15 protein-coding genes are annotated in these 24,314 nt (G+C 51.6%); 5 read left to right on the top strand and 10 right to left on the bottom strand.

The genetic code is table 11. From position 1 onward, the window contains the following. Window positions 1–88: 88 nt before the first annotated feature. From NSQ73_RS07965 to NSQ73_RS07945, 5 genes are all read right to left on the bottom strand, one after another. Window positions 89–1,606 (bottom strand): response regulator transcription factor, encoded by a 1,518-nt coding sequence (locus tag NSQ73_RS07965; protein WP_340986041.1) that lies wholly within the window; start codon window positions 1,604–1,606, stop codon window positions 89–91. Then, window positions 1,599–3,425: a cache domain-containing sensor histidine kinase gene (locus tag NSQ73_RS07960; protein WP_340986039.1), complete on the bottom strand. Its 1,827-nt coding sequence runs from the start codon at window positions 3,423–3,425 to the stop codon at window positions 1,599–1,601. Before NSQ73_RS07960 ends, NSQ73_RS07965 begins: the two co-directional genes overlap by 8 nt. 202 nt (window positions 3,426–3,627) lie before the next feature. Further along, window positions 3,628–8,664: an endo-beta-N-acetylglucosaminidase gene (locus tag NSQ73_RS07955; RefSeq protein ID WP_340986038.1), complete on the bottom strand. Its 5,037-nt coding sequence runs from the start codon at window positions 8,662–8,664 to the stop codon at window positions 3,628–3,630. A gap of 755 nt (window positions 8,665–9,419) precedes the next feature. Further along, window positions 9,420–10,421: a glycoside hydrolase family 43 protein gene (locus tag NSQ73_RS07950; RefSeq protein ID WP_340986037.1), complete on the bottom strand. Its 1,002-nt coding sequence runs from the start codon at window positions 10,419–10,421 to the stop codon at window positions 9,420–9,422. Further along, entirely contained in the window at window positions 10,418–11,938 is a 1,521-nt protein-coding gene (locus tag NSQ73_RS07945) for a glycoside hydrolase family 43 protein (RefSeq protein WP_340986036.1), read from the bottom strand. The genes NSQ73_RS07950 and NSQ73_RS07945 overlap by 4 nt, the downstream gene beginning before the upstream one ends. Before the next feature lie 331 nt (window positions 11,939–12,269). Between NSQ73_RS07945 and NSQ73_RS07940 the strand changes: the two genes are divergently transcribed. From NSQ73_RS07940 to NSQ73_RS07925, 4 genes are all read left to right on the top strand, one after another. Next, entirely contained in the window at window positions 12,270–13,208 is a 939-nt protein-coding gene (locus NSQ73_RS07940; protein WP_340986035.1) for an ATP-binding cassette domain-containing protein, read from the top strand. Beyond that, on the top strand, window positions 13,186–13,941 hold the full coding sequence (locus NSQ73_RS07935; RefSeq protein WP_340986034.1) for an ABC transporter permease: 756 nt from the start codon (window positions 13,186–13,188) through the stop codon (window positions 13,939–13,941). Before NSQ73_RS07940 ends, NSQ73_RS07935 begins: the two co-directional genes overlap by 23 nt. 441 nt (window positions 13,942–14,382) lie before the next feature. After that, entirely contained in the window at window positions 14,383–15,081 is a 699-nt protein-coding gene (locus NSQ73_RS07930; RefSeq protein ID WP_039302528.1) for a response regulator transcription factor, read from the top strand. Then, complete coding sequence (locus NSQ73_RS07925) at window positions 15,082–16,149, top strand: sensor histidine kinase (RefSeq protein ID WP_340986032.1); 1,068 nt, start codon at window positions 15,082–15,084, stop codon at window positions 16,147–16,149. Between the two features lie 2 nt (window positions 16,150–16,151). Here NSQ73_RS07925 and treR read toward each other — a convergent pair whose 3' ends face one another. From treR to NSQ73_RS07900, 5 genes are all read right to left on the bottom strand, one after another. Next, a complete protein-coding gene (gene treR, locus NSQ73_RS07920) occupies window positions 16,152–16,871 on the bottom strand; it encodes a trehalose operon repressor (protein WP_340986031.1) in 720 nt (239 codons plus the stop codon). 72 nt (window positions 16,872–16,943) lie between these two features. Further along, entirely contained in the window at window positions 16,944–18,938 is a 1,995-nt protein-coding gene (gene treP, locus NSQ73_RS07915; RefSeq protein WP_340986030.1) for a PTS system trehalose-specific EIIBC component, read from the bottom strand. A gap of 11 nt (window positions 18,939–18,949) precedes the next feature. After that, window positions 18,950–20,662: an alpha,alpha-phosphotrehalase gene (gene treC, locus NSQ73_RS07910; protein WP_445669484.1), complete on the bottom strand. Its 1,713-nt coding sequence runs from the start codon at window positions 20,660–20,662 to the stop codon at window positions 18,950–18,952. A gap of 804 nt (window positions 20,663–21,466) precedes the next feature. Next, complete coding sequence (locus NSQ73_RS07905; protein ID WP_340986028.1) at window positions 21,467–22,570, bottom strand: Gfo/Idh/MocA family protein; 1,104 nt, start codon at window positions 22,568–22,570, stop codon at window positions 21,467–21,469. A gap of 23 nt (window positions 22,571–22,593) precedes the next feature. After that, window positions 22,594–23,253, bottom strand: coding sequence for a ThuA domain-containing protein (locus NSQ73_RS07900; protein WP_340986027.1), 660 nt, complete (start codon window positions 23,251–23,253; stop codon window positions 22,594–22,596). A 174-nt stretch (window positions 23,254–23,427) separates the two neighbouring features. On the opposite strand from NSQ73_RS07900, the gene NSQ73_RS07895 reads away from it, so the two are divergent. Further along, on the top strand, window positions 23,428–24,261 hold the full coding sequence (locus NSQ73_RS07895) for a helix-turn-helix transcriptional regulator (protein ID WP_340986025.1): 834 nt from the start codon (window positions 23,428–23,430) through the stop codon (window positions 24,259–24,261). Window positions 24,262–24,314 lie beyond the last annotated feature (53 nt).

The raw sequence follows: 24,314 nt of genomic DNA, 5'->3' as shown, positions 1-24,314 counted from the left end.
TCAAATAGAAGAGAAACTATATATATTCAGGTATGAAATAAAGAAATTAACCCCAAAACATAACATATATCTATCAATAAGGAGCTGCTTAGAGCAGCCCCTTGAATTCTGTCGGTGAGATGCCAACGTATTTCTTAAATTGTTTATAAAAATAGCCCATTTCCCAGTAGCCGACACTGCGTGCGATCTCATGTACCTTGTTGTTTGTCGAGCGGAGCTGCTCCTTTGCTTTCTCAATCCGGTAACGGTTCAAATATTCTGCAAAGGAATCACCGGTCATTTTGTGAAACAGCTGGCCCAGATACACGGGGTGAATATTGAACATGAAGCCCAGCTTCTTCAGTGACAGATCCTCACCGTAAGATTTCTCAATGTAATTCAGCACCTGGTTCACAACCGGACTCTTCAACTCACGGTCCAGCAGTTCGATGATGCTTCCGGCCGTCTGCATGACTGCGGCGGACAGACCCGGCAGCGAATTCGCCCTGTGGATCTCGTTCAGCCCCTGCGCAATAAGCTCCCGCTCCATTTCACTGCGGATCTCCTTAATCAGCATGCGGAAATACAGAATCCACTCCAGGGAAATCTCCCGGAGCAGCTCAGGGGTCAACCCTTCCATACACTTCGCAGAGAAATACAATTCGAGCCGCTCGGTCAGCGCCGGAAGATTCTTGGCCATAATTAATTTCGAATACTCGCTCCAGTCCTCCGGCAAAGCGGCTTCAATATCCTCCTTGCGCTCCTTCAGCTGTTCATAATAGATCAGGCTGCGCTCCGGGTAGATCTCCAGGAATTCCTGAGCCTGCTTCGCCTGCTCATAGCTGGCCGGAGCAGCCTGCACCCCGTCCATGACGGCTCCAACCGCAGCACGCAGCCGCTGGCCGGGGGAGCCCATGCCGGTAATTTCCTCCAGCATGGAAGCCATCTCTTCCTTCCCTTTGCGTTCGTCTGCGAAATTATGTATGAGCACCAGATCATTGTCCGAGTCCCAGAACATGAAGAACGAAGCGCGGGTACCGAGGAGAGCGGCGGCATTCTTCCGGAAGGCTTCCGTTTCCGGCTCTGCCTGGACCAGAGCAACCTCCACATACCGGCTGCTGATTGACAAGCCCAGGAGATTCAGCCGTTCGGACAGTTCGTCCGGATCAATCTGCTTCCGCAGCCAGCGGAGCAGCACATTGTCCTTCAGCACGGAGTTCGTATACTCCGACCACTCCGTATCCAGCCTGGAGACATTCAGCTTCTCGGCAATCGTCTCCAGCGTGCTCTGGAACTCCTCCAGGTTGATCGGCTTGAGCAGATAATTCTCAATCCCGAGAGCCAGGCCTTCTTTGACATACATGAATTCATCATATCCGCTCAGCACAACCACCTTCAGCTCCGGACGGAATTCCTGGACCGCACGGATCAGCTCCAGGCCGGTCATCACGGGCATGGAAATGTCGGTAATGAGAATATCGGCAGGCACCTCCCGCAGCTGCTCCAGCGCCTCCTGCCCGTTCTCGGCTTGTCCCACAATCGTAAGGCCCAACTGCTCCCAGTCCAATATATCCTGCAGGCCGCTAAGAATGAACGGCTCATCATCGACAATAAACACCTTATACATGATCTGTCTCCTCCTTGACGGGATATGGAAAAGTAATAGTGACCTCGGTTCCGGCTCCTGCTTCACTGGCCAGCTCAACCCCGTACGGCTTGCCGTACATCAGCCTTAACCGCTCATGAATGCTCCGCAGCCCGAACGACTCTGATCCGGACAATTCCCGGTTATCCTCCAGGCCCAGCCGGAGCTGGTTCAGCTTCTCCCCGGCAATCCCCAGGCCGTTGTCCGTGACTACAACCCGTATATTGTTGTGATCATCCGGATGGACCCTGATGCTAATCACGTTGCCGGTTTGTCCGGTGCGCATGCCGTGCAGAATATAATTTTCAATCACGGGCTGAAGGGACATTTTGAGTACAGGAATAGGCTCCAGCTCTTTACTGCATTCAATGGTATAGGAGAACCGGTCCTTGTAACGGATCCGGAACAGCTCCAGGTACATGCGGCAGGCTTCCAGCTCATCCTTGAACGTATACTTCACCTTCGGACGGACATACGATTTGAACAGCACAGACAGGCTGTAGATCATCTCGCCCACATCCTTCGCGCCGCTCGAAATAGCCCGCATCCGTATAACCTCCAGCGTATTATAGAGAAAATGCGGATTCACCCTTGCTTCCAGGGTAGCGATTTCCGTATGCTTCTGCTTGATTTCAGCTTTGTACACCTGATCAATGTACTGGTTCAGTTCATCCAGCATGCTGTTGAAGCTCTTGGCAATCTGGCCCAGTTCATCCTCACGGTTGTCTATAATCCGGGTGTTCAAATCCCCGTTTTTCACTTTGCGGGTGAAGCGGATAATGCGGTGCGTCCGTTTGGCAAAATTCGAAATAAACATCGCCGGCAGCAGCACGGCGAACAGAATACAGACGAGGGCAATCGTAACAATAGTATTGCGTGCGCTGCTGTAGGTTTCGGCAAGCTCCTTCTTGGAGATCAGGCTGACCACCGTATAGCCGGCCTGGCTCTGGGTCAGACTGGTGACCACCATTCCGCCCATGGAGATTTCCTCCCCGGAGTTCGCCCCTTGCAGCTGCAAATATTTGCGGCCGTACCCTTGACCCGAAGTGTCAAAGATGACTTCATTCTGGGCAGAGAGCACAAGAATCTCGCCTTTGAAATCCTGCTTATAATTATTCATCGCCTGCCAGATCGATTCGGAATCGAAGTAGACCAGCAGCTGGCCGATATTGAGCAGCGATGACTTATTGGTAATGGGAATCTTCACCGAGAACATAGGGGTTCTCTGCATGCCGATGCTCTTCAGCACCCAAATATTCGGCACGGACACCAGGCTCTCCTCATCCAGAACCATCGAATCCGGGACAAAGGAATGGGCCGCGTTGGTGGATACCCGTTCAAACTGCCTGCGGTTGTCATAATAGTACATCACCTGCTGATTGGCACTGTACAGCATCAGGCTGCGGATATCCGGATCATCGTCGATCTTGTTCTGGAAATACTGTACGGCGTTAGAGGTAGTCTGATCCCCGAGCAGATAGCGGTCCAGTCGGTGCTCGACATATTCGCCGAAGGGATGCTCCAGCAGAAATGTGGTGTTGCTCGCCAGACTCCCGTCCCGGTAGACATCACGCATCATATCCTGGACGGACTGGTATTTGTTCTCCACATAGTTGCTGATGCTCTCCATCGTCTTGCGCTGGATATCCATCTGCCGCTGCACCGCAGAATCCGAGATCAGCATCAGCACCAGATACGAGAAGGCAATAATCGTTGCAATGAAGATACAGGAGACAATAAGGGTGAAGCGCATAAACATATTATCTTTAAAATACTTGCGGTACAGGGAATTACTTCGCATAATCCACCTCCCTAAAGTTTGTTAGCCTACTCTTCCGTGAAACCACTTCGTACAAACTCACTTCGGAAGCATTGGCTTCAAGTTTGTCAGCTTACGCTTATCATTATGATACACAAGAAGCGCTCCCCCCTAAATACTGTTCAGGGGGTGAGCGCCTTGTTTATGGCTTGAGCCGGCGGTCTTTCCTTACCGCCCGCCTGGCTTAATTCAAATAATTCAGCAGCATCTGCGCAGCTTCTGCCCGGGTGGCGGGAGCTTTAGGCGCGAAGGTTCCGTCAGCCCGCCCTTTCACGAGGCCCAGCGCAGCGGCTTCAGCCACCTGATCCGCCGCCCAGCCGGAGATGTCTCCAGCATCCTTAATAGACAGGCTGCCCGTTGCGGCCGGGATTGAACCCTGCTGCAGCCGGTAAGCGCGCATCAGAATGACGGTCATCTCCTCCCGGCTGATTGCTGCAGCCGGCTGGAAGGACTCCGGCGTACGGCCGGTAATCAGACCGGCCTGAACCATGCCGTAGAGTGCCTGCTGATACCAGGCGCCTGCCGGAACATCAGTGAAGGAAGTGGTGCCGCTGCCGCTTAGCTGCAGCGTGCCGGCCATCAACTGCACGAATTCAGCCCGGGTAATATTCCGGCCCGGCTGATAAGCCAGCTCCGATATCCCCTTAATCAGATGCTTCGCAGACAGCTCACGCAAGGCTTCAAAGGCCCAGTGCGTGACCGGAACATCGTTGAACTGCTTCGTATACTCCAGCAGTGCGTACCTGCCGTCGCCGTCAAGTTCGGCTGTAAGACTGCCGGCTGCAGCAGATCCTCCCAGATAAGTGAGTGTACCGTCACTGCCTACACGGTACAGGCCAAGCAGCTTCGGATTAAGTCCTTCACCAGCCGGCCAGCTGATCTTTACAGGAGCAGCGTTGCTGCCAAGACGCTTAACCGTTCCATCTGCCAAAGACAGTCTCAGATCATAGTCCAGGAATTGTCCCTTAAGCGATACACCTGCTTCCGTCTTCAGCGAAGCTTGTGCAAGTGTCTTGAATTCTACTTGCAGCACGATCTTCGCACCGCTGCCCTCGGCAGCAGCAGGCACGGCTTCGGCCAGCTGCTTCAGCAGCTCCGGTGCCAGTACCAGCCCGATTCTGTCTCCTTGCACACGCAGGGAATTCGTTCCCAGCAGCTCACCGGCGTTAACCGGAAGCTCAATTGTGACCGCTTGCTGTACCTGCACGGTAACTACACCGTTCACGGCCGGACTGCCCAGCTGTGCGGCTGATATCACTGCGACCGAAGGCGCCGGTGTTGCAGCCGGTACAGGTGTTGCCGTTGGCAGAGCAGCCACCGGAGGATTGGTCGCCGTCAACGGAGGATTAGTCGGCGTCACCGGCTGACGGTTTACAGTCAGAGTAATAACCTCTGTATCCGCCGCGTCCACATAAGGGCGGCCGCCAACGATGCGGGTATTCTCTACACGCGCCTTATAAACGCCCGTATCAGAAAGTTGTGCCTTGGCAAGGGTCAGACTGCTGCCAAGAGCACCCTCTATAACCAGATCATCTTTGAACCAGCTGTAGCCCAGTTCACCATATACGGAATCGGCAACAACTGTAAAGGTCACATCGTTACCTTCCATTACCGATTGGCTTGTCGCCGTAAATGAAGCAATCGCCGGAGCTTCATGCTGCGGATAGACCTTCAGTGCCAGCGGTGAGCCAACGATACGCGCCGGGTCTGTGGCCTCTTTGCCGGTCAGCACAACACGATAATTCGTTCCATCCTCTTCGAATAATGGATTAATCCGGTATACCGCGCCGGTAACGTTCGGAACCTTCTGCCATTCCTCATCGGCAGCACGCTTCCTTTCCCACTCAATCGAGGCAATATCTCCTGATGTATCGACGGCAAGCGCGATCGGCTCCCCGGCAACCGTCTCAAGTACCGATGGCAAGTCCATCACAAAGGCCGGGGTCATCCATTGGATTTCTGCCGGAAAGACCTGCAGGTTATATTCCTTCTCTGCGGTTAAGCCGCCTTCGCCGGTCACAATGACCTTATAGCGGTAACCGCTCATATCTTCTGTCAGATCTGTAAGTGTCAGCGTATCGCCAGCGGCAATAACTTCACCGTATCCTTCTCCCTGATCGACATACCAGGCATAGACTAATGTGCCGGAACCTTTACCTACAGCGCGAAGCACCCCATCCTGTCCTGCCCGGAACGAGCCTTCACTGACCACCTGTACATCCGGCGGCAGCGCGGTCCATTTCGCCTGCAGCGTAAGCGGACCATTCACCGTGTCAGAGGCAAAGTGCCATCTCGCATTACCGTTATACCAGCCTTCCAGCACATAACCTTCTCTCGCTACATTCGGTGCAGTCACAAGCGCGCCGTTCATAACCTGAACAACCTTCGCTTTCGGCTGGCCGCCGTTACTGTTAAAGGTTACATTGTACCGCTTATCCAGCTGCAGCGGCTGGGATTTATTCCCGCTGTAATCCTCCATCACCACTGTTACTGCTTTGGTCGACGTAAAGCTAAGGCTCGCCTTCGTGGTGCGGCCGCGGATAATCATTGGCTTTTGCGCTGCTGCCCCTGATAAATAGGTTACCGCAAAAGACTTAGGAACTCCGTCTTCATAGACGTACATGTACCTCCAGTCCCGTGTGTTCGGCATTGGCAGGCTCAGTGTATTTCCATTCCAGGACCATGCTTCGGCATAAGGCTCCGACAGCTTGTCAATGAACGTACCATTATAGGTTACAATATCCGAGTTGCCTGCCTGGATGGTTACAGTGAACTCGTCCCCATTAATTGGCATATCGCTGAACAATGCCGAGGTTGTCCCTTGCGGCAGGATCAATTGTCTGGAGACAGGTTCTGCGGTTGTAATCCAGTTTACCGATTTCACCGTCACCTTAACGTTTCCGGCAGCGTCTGAACCGGACCACTTGACCAGGAGATCGCCGTTCTCGGTTGATTCGGCTTCAATACCCGATACCGCCGAGTCCAAATTAAAGGACACTGTAGCCGCTTCCCCTTCTACTCCGTCCGCTCCTACAGGAATGACTTTAATTATACCGGATTTGGCTGGCAGCTGTTTGATGTAGAACGTTTCGTCATATTTGCCGCCCATAAAGATGTCGTTCACATATACATTGTATTGCTTCACCTTGGAATAATCGTTGTTCAGATCCCACTTCAAAATCATTTCATTCGTATTCGGCAAGGCCTGCGAAACCACCAGACGGGTTGGCGCGGCCGGCTTCACGGCTGAACCGTCAGAGATGCGGATTTGGCCGATGTTTACCTGATAATCGGCGATTGTGCTTGCACCCGGTGTAAATACCAGGCCAAAGGCCGCGATTTCTTTACCTGCGTAAGCCCCCAGATCTACCTCTGCCGTTGCCCAGCCCATGGTTTGTTTGCCGCTGTTCTCCACAGGAACCTTGACTACCTTAGCCGGATTGTCCTTAAAGATCAGGCCTGCACTCAAGACAGAAGCATCGTCGGCTGAAGACTTGTTATAAGCAATCGACAGTTGGGACGTTGCCTGTACAGACAGGTCGCTCTTGTACAAGCGGAGGAAATTCTCCTTGTCCAGCGCCCCGTTCACAACCAGTGAACTGCCTCCGTTGAAGCCGCCGATCTGCTTATAGCTCATGCGTGAATTGTCTGTCATTGTATATTCCGGACCGTAGTCGTAATCAACCGTCAAGCGGTTGCCCAGGGTATCCTGCCACCATTGCCACGTTACAGGAATATCCTGAAGGCTCATGTTGGACCATTCTTCCTTATTCGACTTTTCCCCGTTAACATAATAGGAAATACCATGCCCGGTATTGAAATTCGTATAGAAGTTGGAATTCTGAACCACTGAGCGTTCCGCAATGACCGAAGAAATTCCCGGCCAGTAGCGGTTATCCGCATAGACATCCGCCACCGTATTCGCGGGCGAAACGGTTGTATTGCCGGGGTTCACATTCGGACCTGACCACCAGAGCTGCTCCCGCAGATTGGTCATCCACTGGTAATCATTGTCGGTGCGTTTGGAGACAGGCCACGCTTGTCCCATATCCTCGTCAAGACCGGCATGGACGAAATCAGCTCCGAGCGTAGCGATGCTTAAACGCGGAGCTCCGCCTGCTGTCAACTTGTCTTTCAGAGCAGTTCCCTGTACGCTCTTGAAACGGTCACGGCCTGCTTCAAGTCCGGCAAAGCCAATATCAAACAGATTGTAATTTGTCCCTTCATCCTCATTCATTCCAGCCAAATAGCCTATAGCTGTATTAATATGGGTGCTATTCACTCCGTAATCGAAGAAAAAGGAGTTTGAAACCGGCTCTTTTGCCGTTTTATCATACAGCATCGAAATATTGTTATTACTAAAGGTTCTTGTAAAGGTATTGGAACCGTTGTTCGTAGTTAATGAATCGTACCATTGGACATATAACCCGCCTTGTTGCAGCACCTTCATGAAAGCAATGTAATCGGGAATATCGGCTGTAGCAACATTCGGGCTCACCTCTTCCTGATTAAGGAAATAGCCGTCGAAGCCGAAGTAATTTGCCATTTCAATCATTTTCCTGGCAACCGGGAAGTCACCGTTCTCATCCTTCACAATCATTTGTTTGTAGGTTTGCTGTCCGCGGTCATTGTTGGAGAAAAACACACCGGCCAGCGACATGACCCCATTCTTATGTGCGGCATCCGTATAGGTTGGATTCGGAATATTCAGCATGCCGAACTCAAACCACTTCTGCTGCCAGTCGGACTGGGCCAGATCATCGTAATATTCCGGCGGCGTATATGCCGTTGCAGTACCATGCCAATACGAATAATAATCAACATACTGCCAGAAATTGAAGTGATATTGGGCAAACTTGTTGGTATAAGGAGCATTTTCAATGAAGGCATTTCCATAATCGCCTGCGACATTCATCATCTTGACATCCGGACTCAGCTTAGGATTGGCCTGTGTAGCCGTGAAAGATGAAATCCGCTTCTGTAAAGGCACGCGGGAACGAAGCAGTTCCGCATCCGGATCGGTCTCAGGACTCCAACCCGCGATTTGATTGCTGGTGTAGCCATGTATACTCGGCTGGTTAGCTCCATGCGCGCTGTCCCCTTTGAACGGCCAGGTATCTCCGGCCAGAGCGGTCTGCGGCAGCAAGCCTGCAAGTAGCGCCGCACTTATTACGGTTGAAGTCAGTCTGCGAAGTTTGCGTGTTTGGGTATGAGATATCATTGTCCACTCTCCTCATGTAATGGGGATGATCTTCGATACTGCTAGTTCAAACGGTGTATTATTGGAAACGCATTCATAAAAATTCCTGCTGTACCCCCCTTTTATTCTTTGTCCAAATTTAATATATAGCAGGAGCTGCCGGTCCAAGTAGAAGCGAAATTAAAGATACTCTGGTCAAATTAAAGGAAAGTCTGCAACAGCCCATAACCAAATAGAGCACATCTCCAATAGTCCTGAGACATGCTCTGTTTAAATTGACGGTACATCTTACTTTTTTACTGTCCAGATTCCCTTCGGGCAGAAGCAGGAGCATCTTACTTTATTTAATCCTGCACCAAATACAACATTTCCCTCTCTATCCCGGCTCAAATCCGAAATTGTTGTACAAAAGGCATCATTTCGCTGCCTCCAGACGGTTTAGCAGGATAATTGCTGTATTTCGTACAACAATCCTGCCAAACACGCGGATATTCAGCTATCAAAGTTGTACTACGTACAACATTAACGCGAATACGATGTGAACTTAAGAACCTCAGCGCTGCCGGCACGAATCCGGAATGGGAAAGCGGGAAATTCTCCCTGTCTCTTACGCGTGAATCGGCAGCTTGTCCGGGCTTATTCTAACGTGCTAACGTGCGGTTCACATTGCCGGATTATTCAGTCTACATACAGCAAAAAAGCAGCCTCCGCGGGGAAGCTGCCGTTTGTTCTGCTGTCATACAGGCTGCAGTACTGCAAGCTGCTGAGCCTGCGGATTACTCCGCTGATTCAGCAGAAGCCGGGTATGGATCAATCTTCTGAATTGTTCCGTCTTCATTATACTTAAGCTCGGTATATTTCACGCTGCGCTTATGGTTCACGCCGCCTGATAATGAGCTGTCGTGATAGAACAGATACCACTTGTCCTCGAATTGAACGATGGAGTGATGGGTGGTCCAGCCAATGACCGGAGAGAGAATCTCGCCCTTGAAGGTAAAGGGACCCTGCGGATTCCGGCTGACGGCGTACACCAGCGTGTGCTGTGTTCCTGTCGAGTAAGAGAGATAATAATACCCGTTGTACTTGTGGACCCAGGGTCCTTCGAAGTATCTCCGCTGCTCATCACCGGCAAGAATCGGGTTGCCCTCTTCATCTACAATCGAGATCTCAGCAGGCTGCTCCTGAAAAGACAGCATATCTTCGCTCAGCAGAGCCACTCGCGGCCCAATCGCCGGCGCATCCAGAGCAGGCCCTTCCGCATCCGCCACGAATGTGCCAGTCTGCCATTTCTCCAGCTGCCCTCCCCAAAGACCGCCGAAATAGATATAAGCCTGGTTATCGTCATCCACCAATACAGCCGGATCGATACTATAGCTGCCAGCGATGTAATCGGGCTGCGGGTCAAACGGGCCTGCCGGTGAAGCAGAGGTTGCCACACCAATCCGGAATATTCCGTCGTGGTCACGGGCCGGGAAGAACAGGTAATAGGTATTATTCTTATAGGCTGCGTCCGGAGCCCAGAGCTGCTTGGAGGCCCAGGGGATCTGATCCAGATGGAGCGCCTGGCCATGATCCACTACCGGTGATTCAAAGTTATCCAGTGACAGAATATGATAGTCTTCCATTGCATACTGGTCCCCGTTATCATTATCCGGTCCATCGTGATCCAGGTCATGGGAAGGATAAATGTAGATTTTCCCTTCATAGACATGGGCGGACGGGTCCGCAGTATAGATGTGGGTAACGAGCGGTTCATTAGGTTTCGGCAAATGTGTCATAAGACATCTCCTTTTGTATTTGTGTAATAGAATTCTGCAAAATAACCCGGAGCCGCAGCATCCGCACCCTCTCCCGAGGCGTGAAGTCCCAGGCAGACACCGGTGAATCCGCCGTTCACCTCAGGTGACAGGACAGATACATGTACCTTCTGCTCTGCGTCATGCCAGGAGATGCCATCCTCAGAATACGAGCAGGTATAGACCTCTCCGTCCGAACGGAGGCGGAGCCGTACCTCTCCGGAGCTCCCCGCCGGGTAATGATATATCTGCTTCTCATCCCCGTCCTTGACGGTAAGCTCCATAACCCGTCTGCCACTCCGGCTGGCGAGTCCCCAGAAGATGTATCCCCGGTTGTTCAGGCGGGCGGCCAGTCCGGCATACTCCCCATCCTTCGCGGGATCAAAATCCAGACTTACGCCTATCTCCATCCGGTGATGCTTCTGGCGGATACAGGCCAACACTGCCGGCGCCTCATCATCCAGCGTGTAGGCATTCCCCCGGACGGCAAGCTTGCCATCGCGCTCTGTCCAGGAATACCGTTCCTGCTCGTAGCAGCGCAGAAAAGCCCATTCCGGGCCGAAGCCTCCGCTCAGCTCCATACGCTGAGTAACGTCATCCGGACTGGAATCTTCAGCGGAGACAACGGTACCTTCATTGTTGTCAATCAACGGCCAGCCTTCTTCCGTCCAGGTCACCGGAGCCAGGAAGGTCTCTCTGCCCAGCGGAGAGTATTTGCCGTCCACCGGACGCATGCCCAGAAAGACGGCCCACCACTTCCCGGACGTATCCTCTACCAGATCCGCATGGCCCAGGCATTGAACCGGATGCTCCTTCAGCCCGCGGTGGGTCAGTATAGGTTCAGGCTTATTCTCAAACGGACCGTAAGGGTTGCTGCTGCGGGCAATGATCTCCCGGTGATCCCGGGCGGTGCCGCCCGATGCCGTCATCAGGTAGTAGACGCCTTTGATTTTATACAGATGCGGCCCTTCTACCCATGGACCCTCATCCCCCCGCCAGATCTCCACAGGCTCAGACAGCACTTCACCGGACTCCGGATGAATCTCGTACTGGATAATATGGGATTCATAGCCGGCTCCATTCTGCACAGTCACGTAAGCGCGCCCATCCTCATCGAAGAACAGGGACGGATCGATCCCCCCATAAGGCAGCAGGACCGGCTCTGACCAGGGACCTTCCGGCTTGTCCGCTGTCACGAAGAAATTACCGATTCCCCTCACATCCGTAGTAATCATATAAAAGCGGCCCGCATGATGGCGTATCGTAGCGGCATATATACCGTCAGAACTGCCGCTTGTCCGCAGGTCCACCTGGGACTTCCGGGTCAATACATGTCCTATCGGCGTCCAGTGAATCAGATCCTTGCTATGGAATATAGGGACGCCGGGAAAATACTCAAAAGAGCTGTTAATCAAATAGTAGTCATCATTTACACGGACTACACTTGGATCTGGATAGTAGCCGGAGATCACGGGGTTCCTGACATTTATTGAGTGCATAATAGCCTCCCTGAAATTGTGCGCAAGCGTTTACAATCCTCAGTACCATTCTACAAGCCGATATTATTTTTTCCCATACGCAGAATAAAGGACTTACCCCGAAAATTATGAGAATTGCCATCCTACTGAAATTGTAATTTAAACAAGGAGCCGCTGCTCGCCATTTTACTTGAAGGATTGGTCATTTTTTGCGGAATGTTTATCAAATGTTAATGAAATCTTTATGGCCCGTTCAGATTAGATGGGGTGAACGTTTATAACGGGCCGCTAGAATGAGAGAAAGCCGGCAGACACTTTAAGTACATAGAAATCTAATGAGGTGGGAGAACGCATGAGCGAATATGTGCTACAGGCACACCAATTATCCAAGCATTACAAGCATCACCCAGCACTGGACCGTGTCGACCTGTCGATACGCCGGGGCAGCATCTATGGGTTCATAGGCCAGAACGGCGCCGGGAAATCAACCCTTATGCGGATAGCGGCAGGACTTTCCAGGCCAACCTCAGGCCAAATCGAATTATTCGGATATAAGGAAGGCGCACAGCTTGTGCAGGCGAGAAAAAGGATTGGCACGACTATTGAGACACCCGCCCTTTTCCCTCATCTATCAGCCGCAGAGAACCTGGAGGTATTCCGGCTGCAAAAGGGAATCCGCGACAAGGAGCAGATCCGCCAAACCTTAGCACTGGTAGGACTTGAGCAGGCCGGCAGCAAAATCGCTGCCAACTTCTCATTGGGTATGAAGCAGCGGCTGGGTCTGGCGGTTTCACTGCTCGGCAACCCTGAGCTGCTTATTCTTGACGAACCTACCAACGGACTTGATCCTGTGGGGGTTGTTGAATTAAGAGAATTATTGCTTCATTTAAATAAGGACAAGGGCATCAGCATTCTGATATCCAGCCATATTCTGAGTGAGCTGCACTTGCTGGCAACGGATTACGGGATTATTCATAACGGGCGAATGCTGGAGCAATTGTCTGTAAGCGAGCTTCAGGCCAAGTGCAGGCAATACCTGCACATCAAGGTAGATTCACCAGAGAAGGCCATAGGAATTATACAAGAAGAATGGCAGACAACGGAATATGAACTAGATGCTGATGGTATCATCCGCTTGTATGAACCGTTCGGCCCTCCCGGCGCGCTCTCGGCTAAGCTGTTTGCAGCAGGTCTGGAAGTCCAGCAGTTCATGCCGAAGGGCGAAAAGCTGGAACGGTATTATACCAAGCTGATTGGAGGGGCGGCAAATGGCAAATCTGTTACGGTCTGAGCTGTACAAATTATACAAAGAGCCCTCGTTCCGGATTCTCTGTTTCACTTTTATCTTCGTGGCGGTCATCTTATCCGGAGTTATCCATTTTATGGGCTCAGGTCAGAAGGTTTTCAGCGGGATATCAGGGCTCGGCCAAGGTGTTCAAGTGAATACGATTGTGCTTAAAGTCTCTTTAGCCGTAGTAGGAGGCTTCTTTCTCTCAGGTGAGCATGGCCTTGGGATTATGAAAATCTCGGTTGCTTCGGGGTACAGCCGCAGACAGATTTATACTGCCAAGTTGACGGCCTATTCTATCGGAATCATCATTTTGTCTTTAATCGTCCCTGTCATATGTGTGATAGCCGGCAGTTTGCTGAATGGCTTCGGAAGCCTCCCGGAAATTCCTGCCACCCTATATTTATTTCGTACACTTGCCTTCACGATACTATATGCAGCAGCCTTTGCCTCCATGGTTGCCGTGTTCGCTGTCACAACAACAATAAGCGGCATAACGATTGGCGCGGTGCTGCTGGTAATGCTTTTCTTCGACACTCTCTCAGAGTGGCTGAGCGGCAAATGGGCCGTGTACAGAGAATTTTATGAGCATTCCGTATTTAAGCTTGTGATGGATATCACCATCCCACAGCCGACAACGTATCAGCTTACTCTCTTAATTTCGATTCCCATTGCAACCATTCTCGTATTTGCCTGGGTGGGGATCATGAGCTTCCGGAACATGGAAATTAAATAATCAATAAATTAAATCCAAGGAGACCTGACTATGAAAAAACGTATTCTCTATCTAGTGATCATTGTTGCTGGCGCAGTATTAATCTTATTATCCATGATCGGTTTTGAAACGTCCTGATTTACGGAAATATCCAAATCATATATGATGGTCACTATATAAGATGCACTAAAGATATAAACAAAAAGCGAAAGAAGCGGAGGGGAAATTTGGAACTGTAGGAGCGGTAGCGACCGCCTGAAAGCTTTCCGAAGGAAAGCTCACTCCGGAAGCATAAGCAGTCAACGGATTTCAACCGCGAACAGCGGATTAGATCAAGAAATCTGGTGACAACAGCGGCCGGAAGTCCAAATGTTCACCGCAGTGACGACTAAGCTTCAAGTTCAAACCATAAGTACGTCTTATATAGAACTATATCCTACAAAAAACGGGTGTGTCCTTACTATGGCAAGTGAACGGATTATGATTGTAGAAGATGAGCTGGAGATCGCCGAGCTGATCAAGGATTATTTGGAGATAGAGCGGTATGAGGTGATCATCTGTCCTGACGGTGAAGAAGCGCTCCGGGCTTTCGGACAGTTTCATCCGCAGCTGGTAGTCCTTGATATTATGCTGCCGCTGCTTGATGGAATGGAGGTATGCCGCAGGATACGTACGGAGTCCGATGTTCCCATCATTATGCTCAGCGCAAAAAAACGGGATTCCGACAAAATCCTGGGGCTAGGTCTGGGAGCAGATGATTATGTGGTGAAGCCCTTTAGTCCAGGTGAGATTGTGGCCAGGGTTAAGGCTCAGCTGAGGCGTTTCAACGGGTTAACCTTACCTTCAAAGCAACAAAGTACAGTCGTATATCCCGGCCTGGAGCTTGATCTCAAAGCCTATGAGGTCCGGGTACGCAAGGAGACCGTTCATTTCTCAGCGCGGGAATTCGAGGTACTCCGCTTCCTCGCGATCCATCCCAATCAGGTGTTTACCCGTGAACAGATCTTCGGGAGTGCCTGGGGAATACACGAATACGGGGATCTGAATACGGTAACAGTGCATGTCAAAAAGATACGGGAAAAAATCGAATTAGATCCGGCCAATCCCCGGTACATTCTTACCGTTCGGGGTATAGGCTATAAATTTTACGGGGGGAACTAAATGAAGAAGCCGGGTCTCCGCTTTCAAATGGTTACTTCGATGGTTATCATTATCCTGCTTCCGCTGCTTCTCGTTTGCTCTGTAGCAGTCGGCTCCGGGAGCAATACCAGCTCATCCGCAGATAAATTTTATAATGAAATGATTCCTGTGGTCCTATTGGTGCTCCCGCTGATCTGCTGTACAATTTGGATGACCCGAACGATAACCCGCAAAATTCTACTGCCTCTCCGGGAGCTTACGCTCGCGGCTGAACAGATTGTGCAGGGCAACATGGATTGCCCGATCACATACCGGGCCAATGACGAAATGGGCAGGTTCAGCGCCGTGTTCGAGCTGATGAGAACCCGTCTGCTGGAATCCAAGGTGAACCAGGATGCTTATGAACAAGCACGCAATGAACTTATAGCGAGCATCTCTCATGATCTCCGGACCCCTCTTTCCTCCATCAGGGGATATGTGGAGGGTCTGCAGGATGGCGTCGCACAGGATAAGGTCAAATTCGAACGTTATTTATCAATCATCCGGGACAAGACAGACAAGCTAAACGATCTGATTGAGGATCTGTTCCGCTTCTCGGAGCTGGAGTCGGGACAGCTGCAAATGAACTACGAAGAGATCGAATGCGATCTTCTGCTGGAGTCCATCGTGCGGCCGCTGGAATATGAATTTACTGAGGCCAGGGCCCGATTAACTGTGGTCCGTCCCTTTCCGGCTGGAAGGGTGCGGGCAGACGCGGTCCGCCTCACGCAGGTATTTAACAACTTAGTCGGCAATGCCACCAAATACGCAGGTGAAGAGGCACATATAACTATAGCCGCTTCCCATACCGGGAAGCGGCTGAAGGTTAGTGTGAGTGATAACGGTACAGAAATCGCACCCGAGCACTTGCCCCACCTTTTTGAGCGGTTCTACCGCGGAGATAAATCACGCTCCAGCCAATGGGGGGGAGCCGGCCTGGGGCTTGCCATCTGCAAATACATTATTGAAGCACATGGCGGTGACATCGGAGTTCACACCTTGCCGGGTGCCGGCAATGTATTTTTCTTTTCGTTGCCGCTTACTTCATAATATTACCGCCGCACCCGTCTGGCAAAATCCACGAACTGAAACTTATCCAGCCGGTGTCTGGATTCGGTATATTGGAACAGCACCGTATTCTCCAGATACACATAGTTCCGCACTACGACAATATGCGTGTATTTCTTCAGATCAAGCAGGCGGTGATCCTCCTCCGTTGCAGGCTCAACGGATATCAGCTTCTTCGCATAACTGATTTTCAGCCCCAGCTCCACTTCCAGATATTCATAGATAGAGCCTGCCGCGATCTCTGCGCTTAAGAACGGCACAATATCCGCCCGGAAATAATCCTTGTCCAGAATGATCCGTTCTTCTTCAATCTCTCTGGCGCGGATCACCTTCCATACCGGGGTATCCTCCGGAACCTGCAGCTGTCTGGCCAGCGCAGAGCCGGCCGGCTCCATCACCGTTTCCTCAACCAGTGTCCGTGAGGGAGCACCGAGAGTACCTGCCATTTCCTTGAACGAGATCAGGCCGGTAACGGGAAAATCCATCCGGGTCATATCCAGCACAAACGAGCCTCTGCCTTTGATTTTGTGAATATAGCCCTCGCGGAACAGCAGATTCAGCGCTTTGCGGACCGTCTCCCGTGAAGTGTGGTATGCTTCGGCCAGCTCACTTTCAGAAGGCAGCTTGGTCCCCGGCAGCAACTGGCCGGAATGGATCCGGTTACTGTATTCATTATAGATTTGCAAATATATATTTTCTCTCATTATAGATCACCGCCCTATATTGTATCATGCCGTGGCTCTGGACGCATGGATTCAATTCGGGGGCGGGCCGGATCAACCCTTAAGATGAATAGTCAAAATACTGGTCTGCTTTGCCGCCGCTGGTCCCGTCTTCTCCTCAATCTTCTCCACCATCTCCTGCCCCGCAGGAATGATGATTGGGGTAATCACCGGGTAACCGGCTGCACGGATAGCATCCATATCGAATTCCAGCAGAAGCTCGCCGGCCTTCACCTTATCGCCAATATTCTTAAGCTGGGTGAACCCGCTGCCCTTGAGCGACACCGTATTAATCCCTACGTGAATAAGTACCTGCACGCCGCTGGCATGCTCCAGAATAAGCGCATGTTTGCTCTTGATCACATGGGCGACTGTCGCATCAAACGGTGCATATACTTTCCCTTCGGAGGGTTCAATCGCAATCCCCTGACCCATCTGCCCCTCGGCAAAAGCAGGATCGGGTACCTGCGCAAGCGGTACTGCCGTGCCGCTGAGCGGTGCAGCCAGCTCCAGAATGTTCACCGGCTCCTGTGAGCCTTGAACGGACTGGCGGCTGCTGAGTTCATCTTGTACGGCCGGAGGGCTGACCGTTGTTGTTCCGGCTGCTGTTGCGCCTGCGGCTGCAGCTGAACTCTTCTCGGCACGGCTGACGACAGCACGGCCATACAGCACAGTAGCCGCAAACGGCACGATCAGCACAATTGCCATACCTATGAAGAATACGCCCCACTGGTTCGGGAAGATGGACAAGAAGCCGGGAACCCCGCCAACGCCAATGGAAGAGGCGCGGACCTGGTTAATCGTGAGCAGAACCCCGCCCAGTGCAGAGCCGATCATTCCGAAGATGAACGGATAGCGGTAGCGGATATTGACCCCGAAGATCGCCGGTTCCGTGACTCCGAGGAAGGCAGAGATCGAAGACGTTACCGCAAGTCCCTTCGTCTTCTGTTCTTTGATGACGAACATCATCGCCAGTGCCGCTGCCCCCTGTGCAATGTTGGAGAGAGCGAGCATCGGCCAGAGGAACGTGCCGCCTTCACTTCCGATAAGCTGAACGTCAACTGCCAGGAAGGTATGATGCATCCCTGTGATGACCAGCAGCGCATAGAATCCGCCATAGATTAAGCCGCCTAGAATCGCAAAATGATCGAACACATAGACCAGTCCGGAAGTGATCGCATTGGCGATACCGAAGGTAACCGGTCCAATGATTGTGAACGCCAGGAAACCTGTAATCAGCAGAGTCACTGGCGCAACAACCAGCAGTTTAATTGAGTCATGTACTCTTTTGTTCAGGAACTTCTCAATGCTGGCCAAGATATAGGCCGAGACCAGCACCGGCAATACCTGTCCCTGATAACCGATTTTCTCCAGATGCCAGCCGAACAAATTCCAGGTTGGAACCGTTCCTTCCGTAGAAGCACTGGCATAACCGTAGGCACTTAATAAATCCGGATGAACGAGAATAAGTCCGAGCACAATCCCGAGCAGCGGACTGCCGCCGAACCGGGTCACTGCCGCCCAGCCGATCAGGGCCGGTAAGAACGTGAAGGCTGTGCTGGCAATCGTATTGATAATCGCCGCTATATCTTTCCACTGCGGATAGACATCGACCAGCGACTGGCTGAAGAAGATACCCGGTCCAGTCAGTATATTATTGATCCCGAGCAGCAAACCTGCAGTTACGATGGCCGGAAGGATCGGAATAAAAATATCGGCCAGCGTCTTGATCGCCCGCTGCAGAGGATTCTGTTTACGGGCCGCTGCCGATTTCACCTCATCCTTGGAAGAACGGGCACCGCCGGTCAGCTGAATCATTTCGTCATACACTTTATCAACGGTTCCCGGACCAATTACGATCTGGAACTGGCCTTGGCTGGAAAATTGTCCTTTGACAAGGTCATTGGCGTCCAGCGCTGCTGAATCCACCTTGCTCTCGTCATAGAGCGAGAATCTTAGCCTGGTTACGCAATGTGTCGCGACCTCAATATTCTCTTTGCCCCCAACCGCCCGTACAATATCCTCTACATTCTTGCGGTCAATAGCCATATCATCACTCCTTAAGTATTAGATGTTGTTAACCACATATAGGAAGCATAAGGACTCAGCTGAAGCTCTTGGGTTAATGCAGGTGCATCGTCTGTATTACCGGTTAGAAGCTTGTCCGTACCCGCTTGGCTTAAGTCTGCCCAATGCTTGTCCGCGAACCGGAAGCTAATCTCCTTACTGCTGAAGTTCGAGACCACAACAAGTGTCTCCCCTATCCCTGTCCGGGCATAAGCGAACACCTCGGGATGACCTTCATCCAATCTGCGGAATACACCGTCGATAAATACAGCATGCTCTTTGCGCAGAGCAATCAGCTTGCGGTAATGATGGAGGATCGAATCCGGCCGCTCCAGCTCCTTCTGCACATTAATGTCCGGGTACCGCTCGTCGACCTTAAGCCAGGGCGTACCGCTGGTGAATCCGGCATTCGGACTGTCATTCCACTGCATTGGCGTACGGGAATTGTCGCGCGAACGTTCCTGCAGTATGCTGAGGGCCGCTTCCGGGCTCTTGCCCTGTTCCTGCAGAATGCGGTACATGTTCAGGGACTCAATATCGCGGAATTCTTCGATGCCCTTCCACTTCGGATTCGGCATGCCGATTTCCTCGCCCTGATAGACATATGGCGTTCCTTGAAGACCATGCAGCGTTGTAGCCAGAAGTTTCGCGCTTTCTTCGCGGTAGACATCATCATCGGTGAATCTAGAGAGCGCCCGCGGCTGATCATGATTGTTGAAGAATAAAGCGTTCCAGCCTCCGCCCTGCTGCATTCCGGTCTGCCACTCACTGAACAGCCGTTTCAATGCCTCGAAATCATAGGGCATCAGCTCCCACTTCCGTCCGCCCGGATAATCCACCTTCAGATGGTGGAAATTGAAGGTCATGGAGAACTCCCGCTCTTCAGGGTTCGAGTAGCGGATACAATGCGCAAGGGTAGTGGAGGACATCTCCCCGACCGTCACCATCTCAAACGGGCCGAATACCTCTTCATACATGTCTTTGATGTATTCATGAACCCGTGGTCCGTCTGTATAGAACTTCCGTCCATCCCCCGGCGGTACACTCCCGTCATCATTAGGGAACTGCTGGTCTTTGGAAATCAAATTAATGACATCCATCCGGAACCCGTCCACACCCTTGCGTGCCCAGAACAGCATCATATCGCTGACCGCTCTGCGGACCTCCGCATTCTCCCAATTCAGATCGGCCTGAGTCTTGTCGAACAAGGTAAGATAATGTTGTCCTGAAGCTTCATCGAACTGCCAGGCAGGCCCACCGAACTTCGATTGCCAGTTATTCGGCAGGCCGCCGTCTGGTGCCGGGTCCTTCCAGATATAATAATTACGATACGGGTTGTCCTTGCCTGAAATCGACTGTTTGAACCATTCATGCTCCGTCGAGGTATGATTGACCACAATATCAGTCATCAGCTTCATGCCGCGCCGATGCAGCTCCTCTATCAGCTCATCGAAATCCTCCATCGTGCCAAAATCAGGGTTAATATTCTGATAATCCGCAACATCGTAACCGTTATCATATTGGGGCGAGACATAGACCGGCTGCAGCCAGACGATATCAATCCCAAGCTCCTGCAAATAATCCAATTTCTCAGTAAGGCCTCTTATATCTCCTGTTCCATTGCCTGTCGTGTCCTTGAAGCTCTTCGGGTACACCTGATACACTGTGGACCGGCGCCACCATTCTGAATACCGGGACTGGGTCAAATTAAGCACCTCCAAAAGAATTGCTGTATTTCAATCATTAAACTTGTATATACAAGATCAAACACTTCACACAGTTTAAACCTGTATATACAGGTTGTCAATAGTGCCTGTCCGCTGCGGTGTGCGGTGTGCGTAAGACAGATGTTTGCGTAGTATAGATAAATGAATAGTATCTTTAACACTAATTGGCCGCGTCACTCCAGAGAGTCTCTCGTTATGCATAAGTAACAGTAATATTGGGTTAAAGCAAGGGTGCGTGAGCAATCTGCAGCGGGAAATTGTACATGTATCGCAGTTGTGGCTCATTTTTGATAAGTTTGTCTCTAGTCCAATATTAATTAAGTGGAAAATGTACATCTAAATTCCAATAATCAAACAGACTATAAACAATAAGTGGATAAAGAGCATCTAATTACTCCATTTCTCTAGTGAAAGGCATATTCGGCAGAATTAATTGTACTTTTTCCACTTATTATCCTATTTTTAGTATTGGATGAGATATTAAACGTCGTTTTTCCACTTATTTCGATTGGTCAGCATCGGGAGCTCGCGCGATAAGGTACAGAGCAGGTTAGTCAGACGGCTGGCGCGACAAGGTACGGAGCAGATTAGTCGGACGGCTGGCGAGATAAGGTACAGAGCAGGTTAGTCAAACTACTGGCGCGACAAGGTACGGGGCGGGTTAGTCAGTCTGCTAGTGCGACAAGGTACGAACCAGGGTAGCTGAGCCACGCACGAAAACGGCGATCCATCCCCATAACCCGGGGACAGATCGCCGTTTTTTGACTATGCAAGCTACATTAACTACTCCAAGTAACCCTTAACCAACCCCAGCGGAAGCAGCTTCGGCTGCTCGCAGCGGGTCGCCAGCTCCGCATAGCGCTTAGTGTCCGAGCTGGTGTGGAACGCGTGCATGATCTCGAGCACATGATTCGCCAGCTCACCGTTCGCGCGCGGGGTGTCTCCTGTCCCGATGCAGCGCGCCATATCTGCTACGCCAATGCCGCGGCTGTTCCCGGCATAATTGTAGATCAGCGGAATCTCCTGGAATTCCGTGCTGTGCGCCGGGCGCAGCAGGACCGGACCGCCGAAGGTATTCGGGTCGGGTACGATCAGTGTGCCGAGCGAGCCGTAGATTTCGATCCGCGGCAGCGTGCTGTGCCAGACATCGAAGCTCGTAATCATCGTAGCCACGGCACCGCTCGCGAACTCGATGGTTCCGGCCACATGTGTAGGGACTTCGACGTCAACCACCTTGCCGAACTTCTTCTCACTGGTGATCGTCCGCGTGGCGAATGAGGTTTTGGTGATCCCGCATACCGTCTTCGCCGGGCCGAGCAAGGATACCAGCGCCGTAAGATAATAAGGCCCCATATCAAACATCGGGCCGCCGCCTGCCTGATAGTAGAACTCAGGGTCTGGATGCCAGCTCTCGTGACCATGGCAGAGCATGAAGGCGGTTGCGGCAACCGGCTCTCCGATATAGCCGTCCGCAATCAGCTTGGCGCAGGTTTGCAGGCCGCCTCCGAGGAAGGTGTCCGGCGCGCAGCCGACGAACAGATTCTTTTCTTTTGCCAGCTTAACAAGCTCGGTTCCATTCTCTAGCGTCAGTGACAGCGGCTTCTCCACGTACACATGCTTACCGGCCAGCAGAGCCTGCTTACAGACATCGAAGTGGAAATTAGGTGTCGTCAGATTCACGACAATCTCTATCTCTTCCGAAGCCAGCAATTCCTCTGTCGTCCATACATGAGGAACTCCATATTTCTCCGCTGCCTGCGCGGCCCGCTCAGGGTCCAGATCGGCACAGGCGTAGACCTCCGTGTTCACAAAGGTTCCGGTCAAATTCTCAAAATAAATGCCGCTGATATTCCCGCAGCCGACGATGCCTACCTTCACTTTACGCACAATGAGTCCCACCTTGTCTCGGTTTATTTTGCTGCCCAGATGAAGCCTTTACGCATCAGTTCCTTGGCTTCCGGAATATCGAAGACATCCGCATGATGTCCAAGCGAATTATAGAATACCTTGCCCTGGCCCCAGCGTTTCGTATAAACAACCGGCATGGTGATCACACCGTTCGCTGAATGGTCGCCTTCGCTCAGCACAAAAGTCGTAGTAGCCAGTACATCTACCGCCGGATCTACATGCAGATAATACTGCTCGGACTTCACCTTGAAATCCGGGATGCCTTCCACAATCGGGCTGGAGCCGGATCTTACGATGTTCACTTCATAGTCCACCCCGTCGTTGAAGGGATGCGCCACCCACTGTGACCCGGTCAAAAATTGCCATTCTGTATTGTTACGGAAGGAGTCGCACATCCCGCCGTGACAACCGGCAATGCCTACCCCGGAAGCCACAGCCGCAAGCACTGCTGCCACCTGCTCACCCGCAATTTCACCCATTGTCCATACAGGCACAATCAGGCTCAATTCCTTAAGCGCCTCAGCGCTGTTGAAGCTGTCCAGCGTATCCGACACCTCTACCTCGAACCCTTCAGCCTCCAGAATGCCGGCAAAAATCGCCGCAACCTCATTCGGTTCATGACCATCCCATCCGCCTTTTACAATCAATGCCTTCTTCGCCATATCAAGTTCTCCTTTTTATCCTGAAATCAAATTTGGTTTTGGATTGAATAGCACGTCTATACCCTGAAGAAATTGTAATCCAAACCGGTGGGGGATGCTCGCCATTTTGCTTGTATGGATGGTCATTTTTTGCTATGTTTAGATTTAAATAGCGAGATCAGAACAGGAGATATCATGAGAGCTTTTCACGAGAACAGAACGTATGGAACAGCTTTTCCCTTCACTGCATTTGTGAGTCACAATATAGATTTCCTGGCCCATTGGCATAACGATCTGGAGATCATCTATGTACTGGAAGGCTCGATCCGGATGGGGATCAACTCTGAAACACGGGTGCTTCAGGCAGGCGATCTGGCCGTATGCAGCAGCGGAGATATTCACTATTATGACAGCAAGGACAACACATCGAAGCTTATTCTTGTCATCTTTAACCCGGCGCTGATCGGCTTCCCTGCAGGCTGGCCCCTGAATCTGCGGCTCACCTCTCCTTTCCGGGAGAACCGGCCGTCCACACCGGAGGATGAGCTCATTAACCGGCGTCTGTCCGCGATTATGCAAGAGCTGCTGCAGGAGCATCTTCTGAAGCCTCCGCATCACGAGCAGCTGATGACCGGCCTTTTACACGAGCTGTGCGCATTGATTCTGCGGCATATGCCGCTGGGATTAGTCAATCCTCATAAGGATAAACGGCGCATTACGAATATGAAGATCATGCAGGAGGTTCTGGAATACCTTGACGTCAATTACATGCAACCCATCACCCTTGCCGACGCCGCACGTCACGCCAACATGAGCCTGTTCTATTTCTCCCGCTTCTTCAAAAGCATCTCGGGCATGAGTTACATTTCGTACCTCAATAGTATCCGGGTCAATCAGGCCGAACGGCTGCTGCTGAATACAGACACAAGCATACTCGATATCGCGCTGGAATGCGGTTTCTCCAACATCCGCACCTTCAACCGTGTATTTAAACAGGTCAAGCAGCGGACACCAAGCGAGCTTCGTTGATCATGTGTTAATGCTGCGGTGCGGTTCTGCTAATCATCTCTTGCTTATTTGCC

This window comes from Paenibacillus sp. FSL R10-2736 (genome assembly GCF_038000245.1).
In the GTDB taxonomy this organism is placed as follows: domain Bacteria; phylum Bacillota; class Bacilli; order Paenibacillales; family Paenibacillaceae; genus Paenibacillus_AQ; species Paenibacillus_AQ phytohabitans.
Note: the sequence above shows the minus strand (reverse complement) of the source record. Positions and strands in the feature narration are given on the sequence as shown.

Bases quoted from the DNA above. Each gene is read 5' to 3' on its own strand.
- NSQ73_RS07965 (WP_340986041.1), bottom strand. From the start codon at position 1,606: ATGTATAAGGTGTTTATTGTCGATGATGAGCCGTTCATTCTTAGCGGC.
- NSQ73_RS07960 (WP_340986039.1), bottom strand. From the start codon at position 3,425: ATGCGAAGTAATTCCCTGTACCGCAAGTATTTTAAAGATAATATGTTT.
- NSQ73_RS07955 (WP_340986038.1), bottom strand. From the start codon at position 8,664: ATGATATCTCATACCCAAACACGCAAACTTCGCAGACTGACTTCAACC.
- NSQ73_RS07950 (WP_340986037.1), bottom strand. From the start codon at position 10,421: ATGACACATTTGCCGAAACCTAATGAACCGCTCGTTACCCACATCTAT.
- NSQ73_RS07945 (WP_340986036.1), bottom strand. From the start codon at position 11,938: ATGCACTCAATAAATGTCAGGAACCCCGTGATCTCCGGCTACTATCCA.
- NSQ73_RS07940 (WP_340986035.1), top strand. From the start codon at position 12,270: ATGAGCGAATATGTGCTACAGGCACACCAATTATCCAAGCATTACAAG.
- NSQ73_RS07935 (WP_340986034.1), top strand. From the start codon at position 13,186: ATGGCAAATCTGTTACGGTCTGAGCTGTACAAATTATACAAAGAGCCC.
- NSQ73_RS07930 (WP_039302528.1), top strand. From the start codon at position 14,383: ATGGCAAGTGAACGGATTATGATTGTAGAAGATGAGCTGGAGATCGCC.
- NSQ73_RS07925 (WP_340986032.1), top strand. From the start codon at position 15,082: ATGAAGAAGCCGGGTCTCCGCTTTCAAATGGTTACTTCGATGGTTATC.
- treR (WP_340986031.1), bottom strand. From the start codon at position 16,871: ATGAGAGAAAATATATATTTGCAAATCTATAATGAATACAGTAACCGG.
- treP (WP_340986030.1), bottom strand. From the start codon at position 18,938: ATGGCTATTGACCGCAAGAATGTAGAGGATATTGTACGGGCGGTTGGG.
- NSQ73_RS07900 (WP_340986027.1), bottom strand. From the start codon at position 23,253: ATGGCGAAGAAGGCATTGATTGTAAAAGGCGGATGGGATGGTCATGAA.
- NSQ73_RS07895 (WP_340986025.1), top strand. From the start codon at position 23,428: ATGAGAGCTTTTCACGAGAACAGAACGTATGGAACAGCTTTTCCCTTC.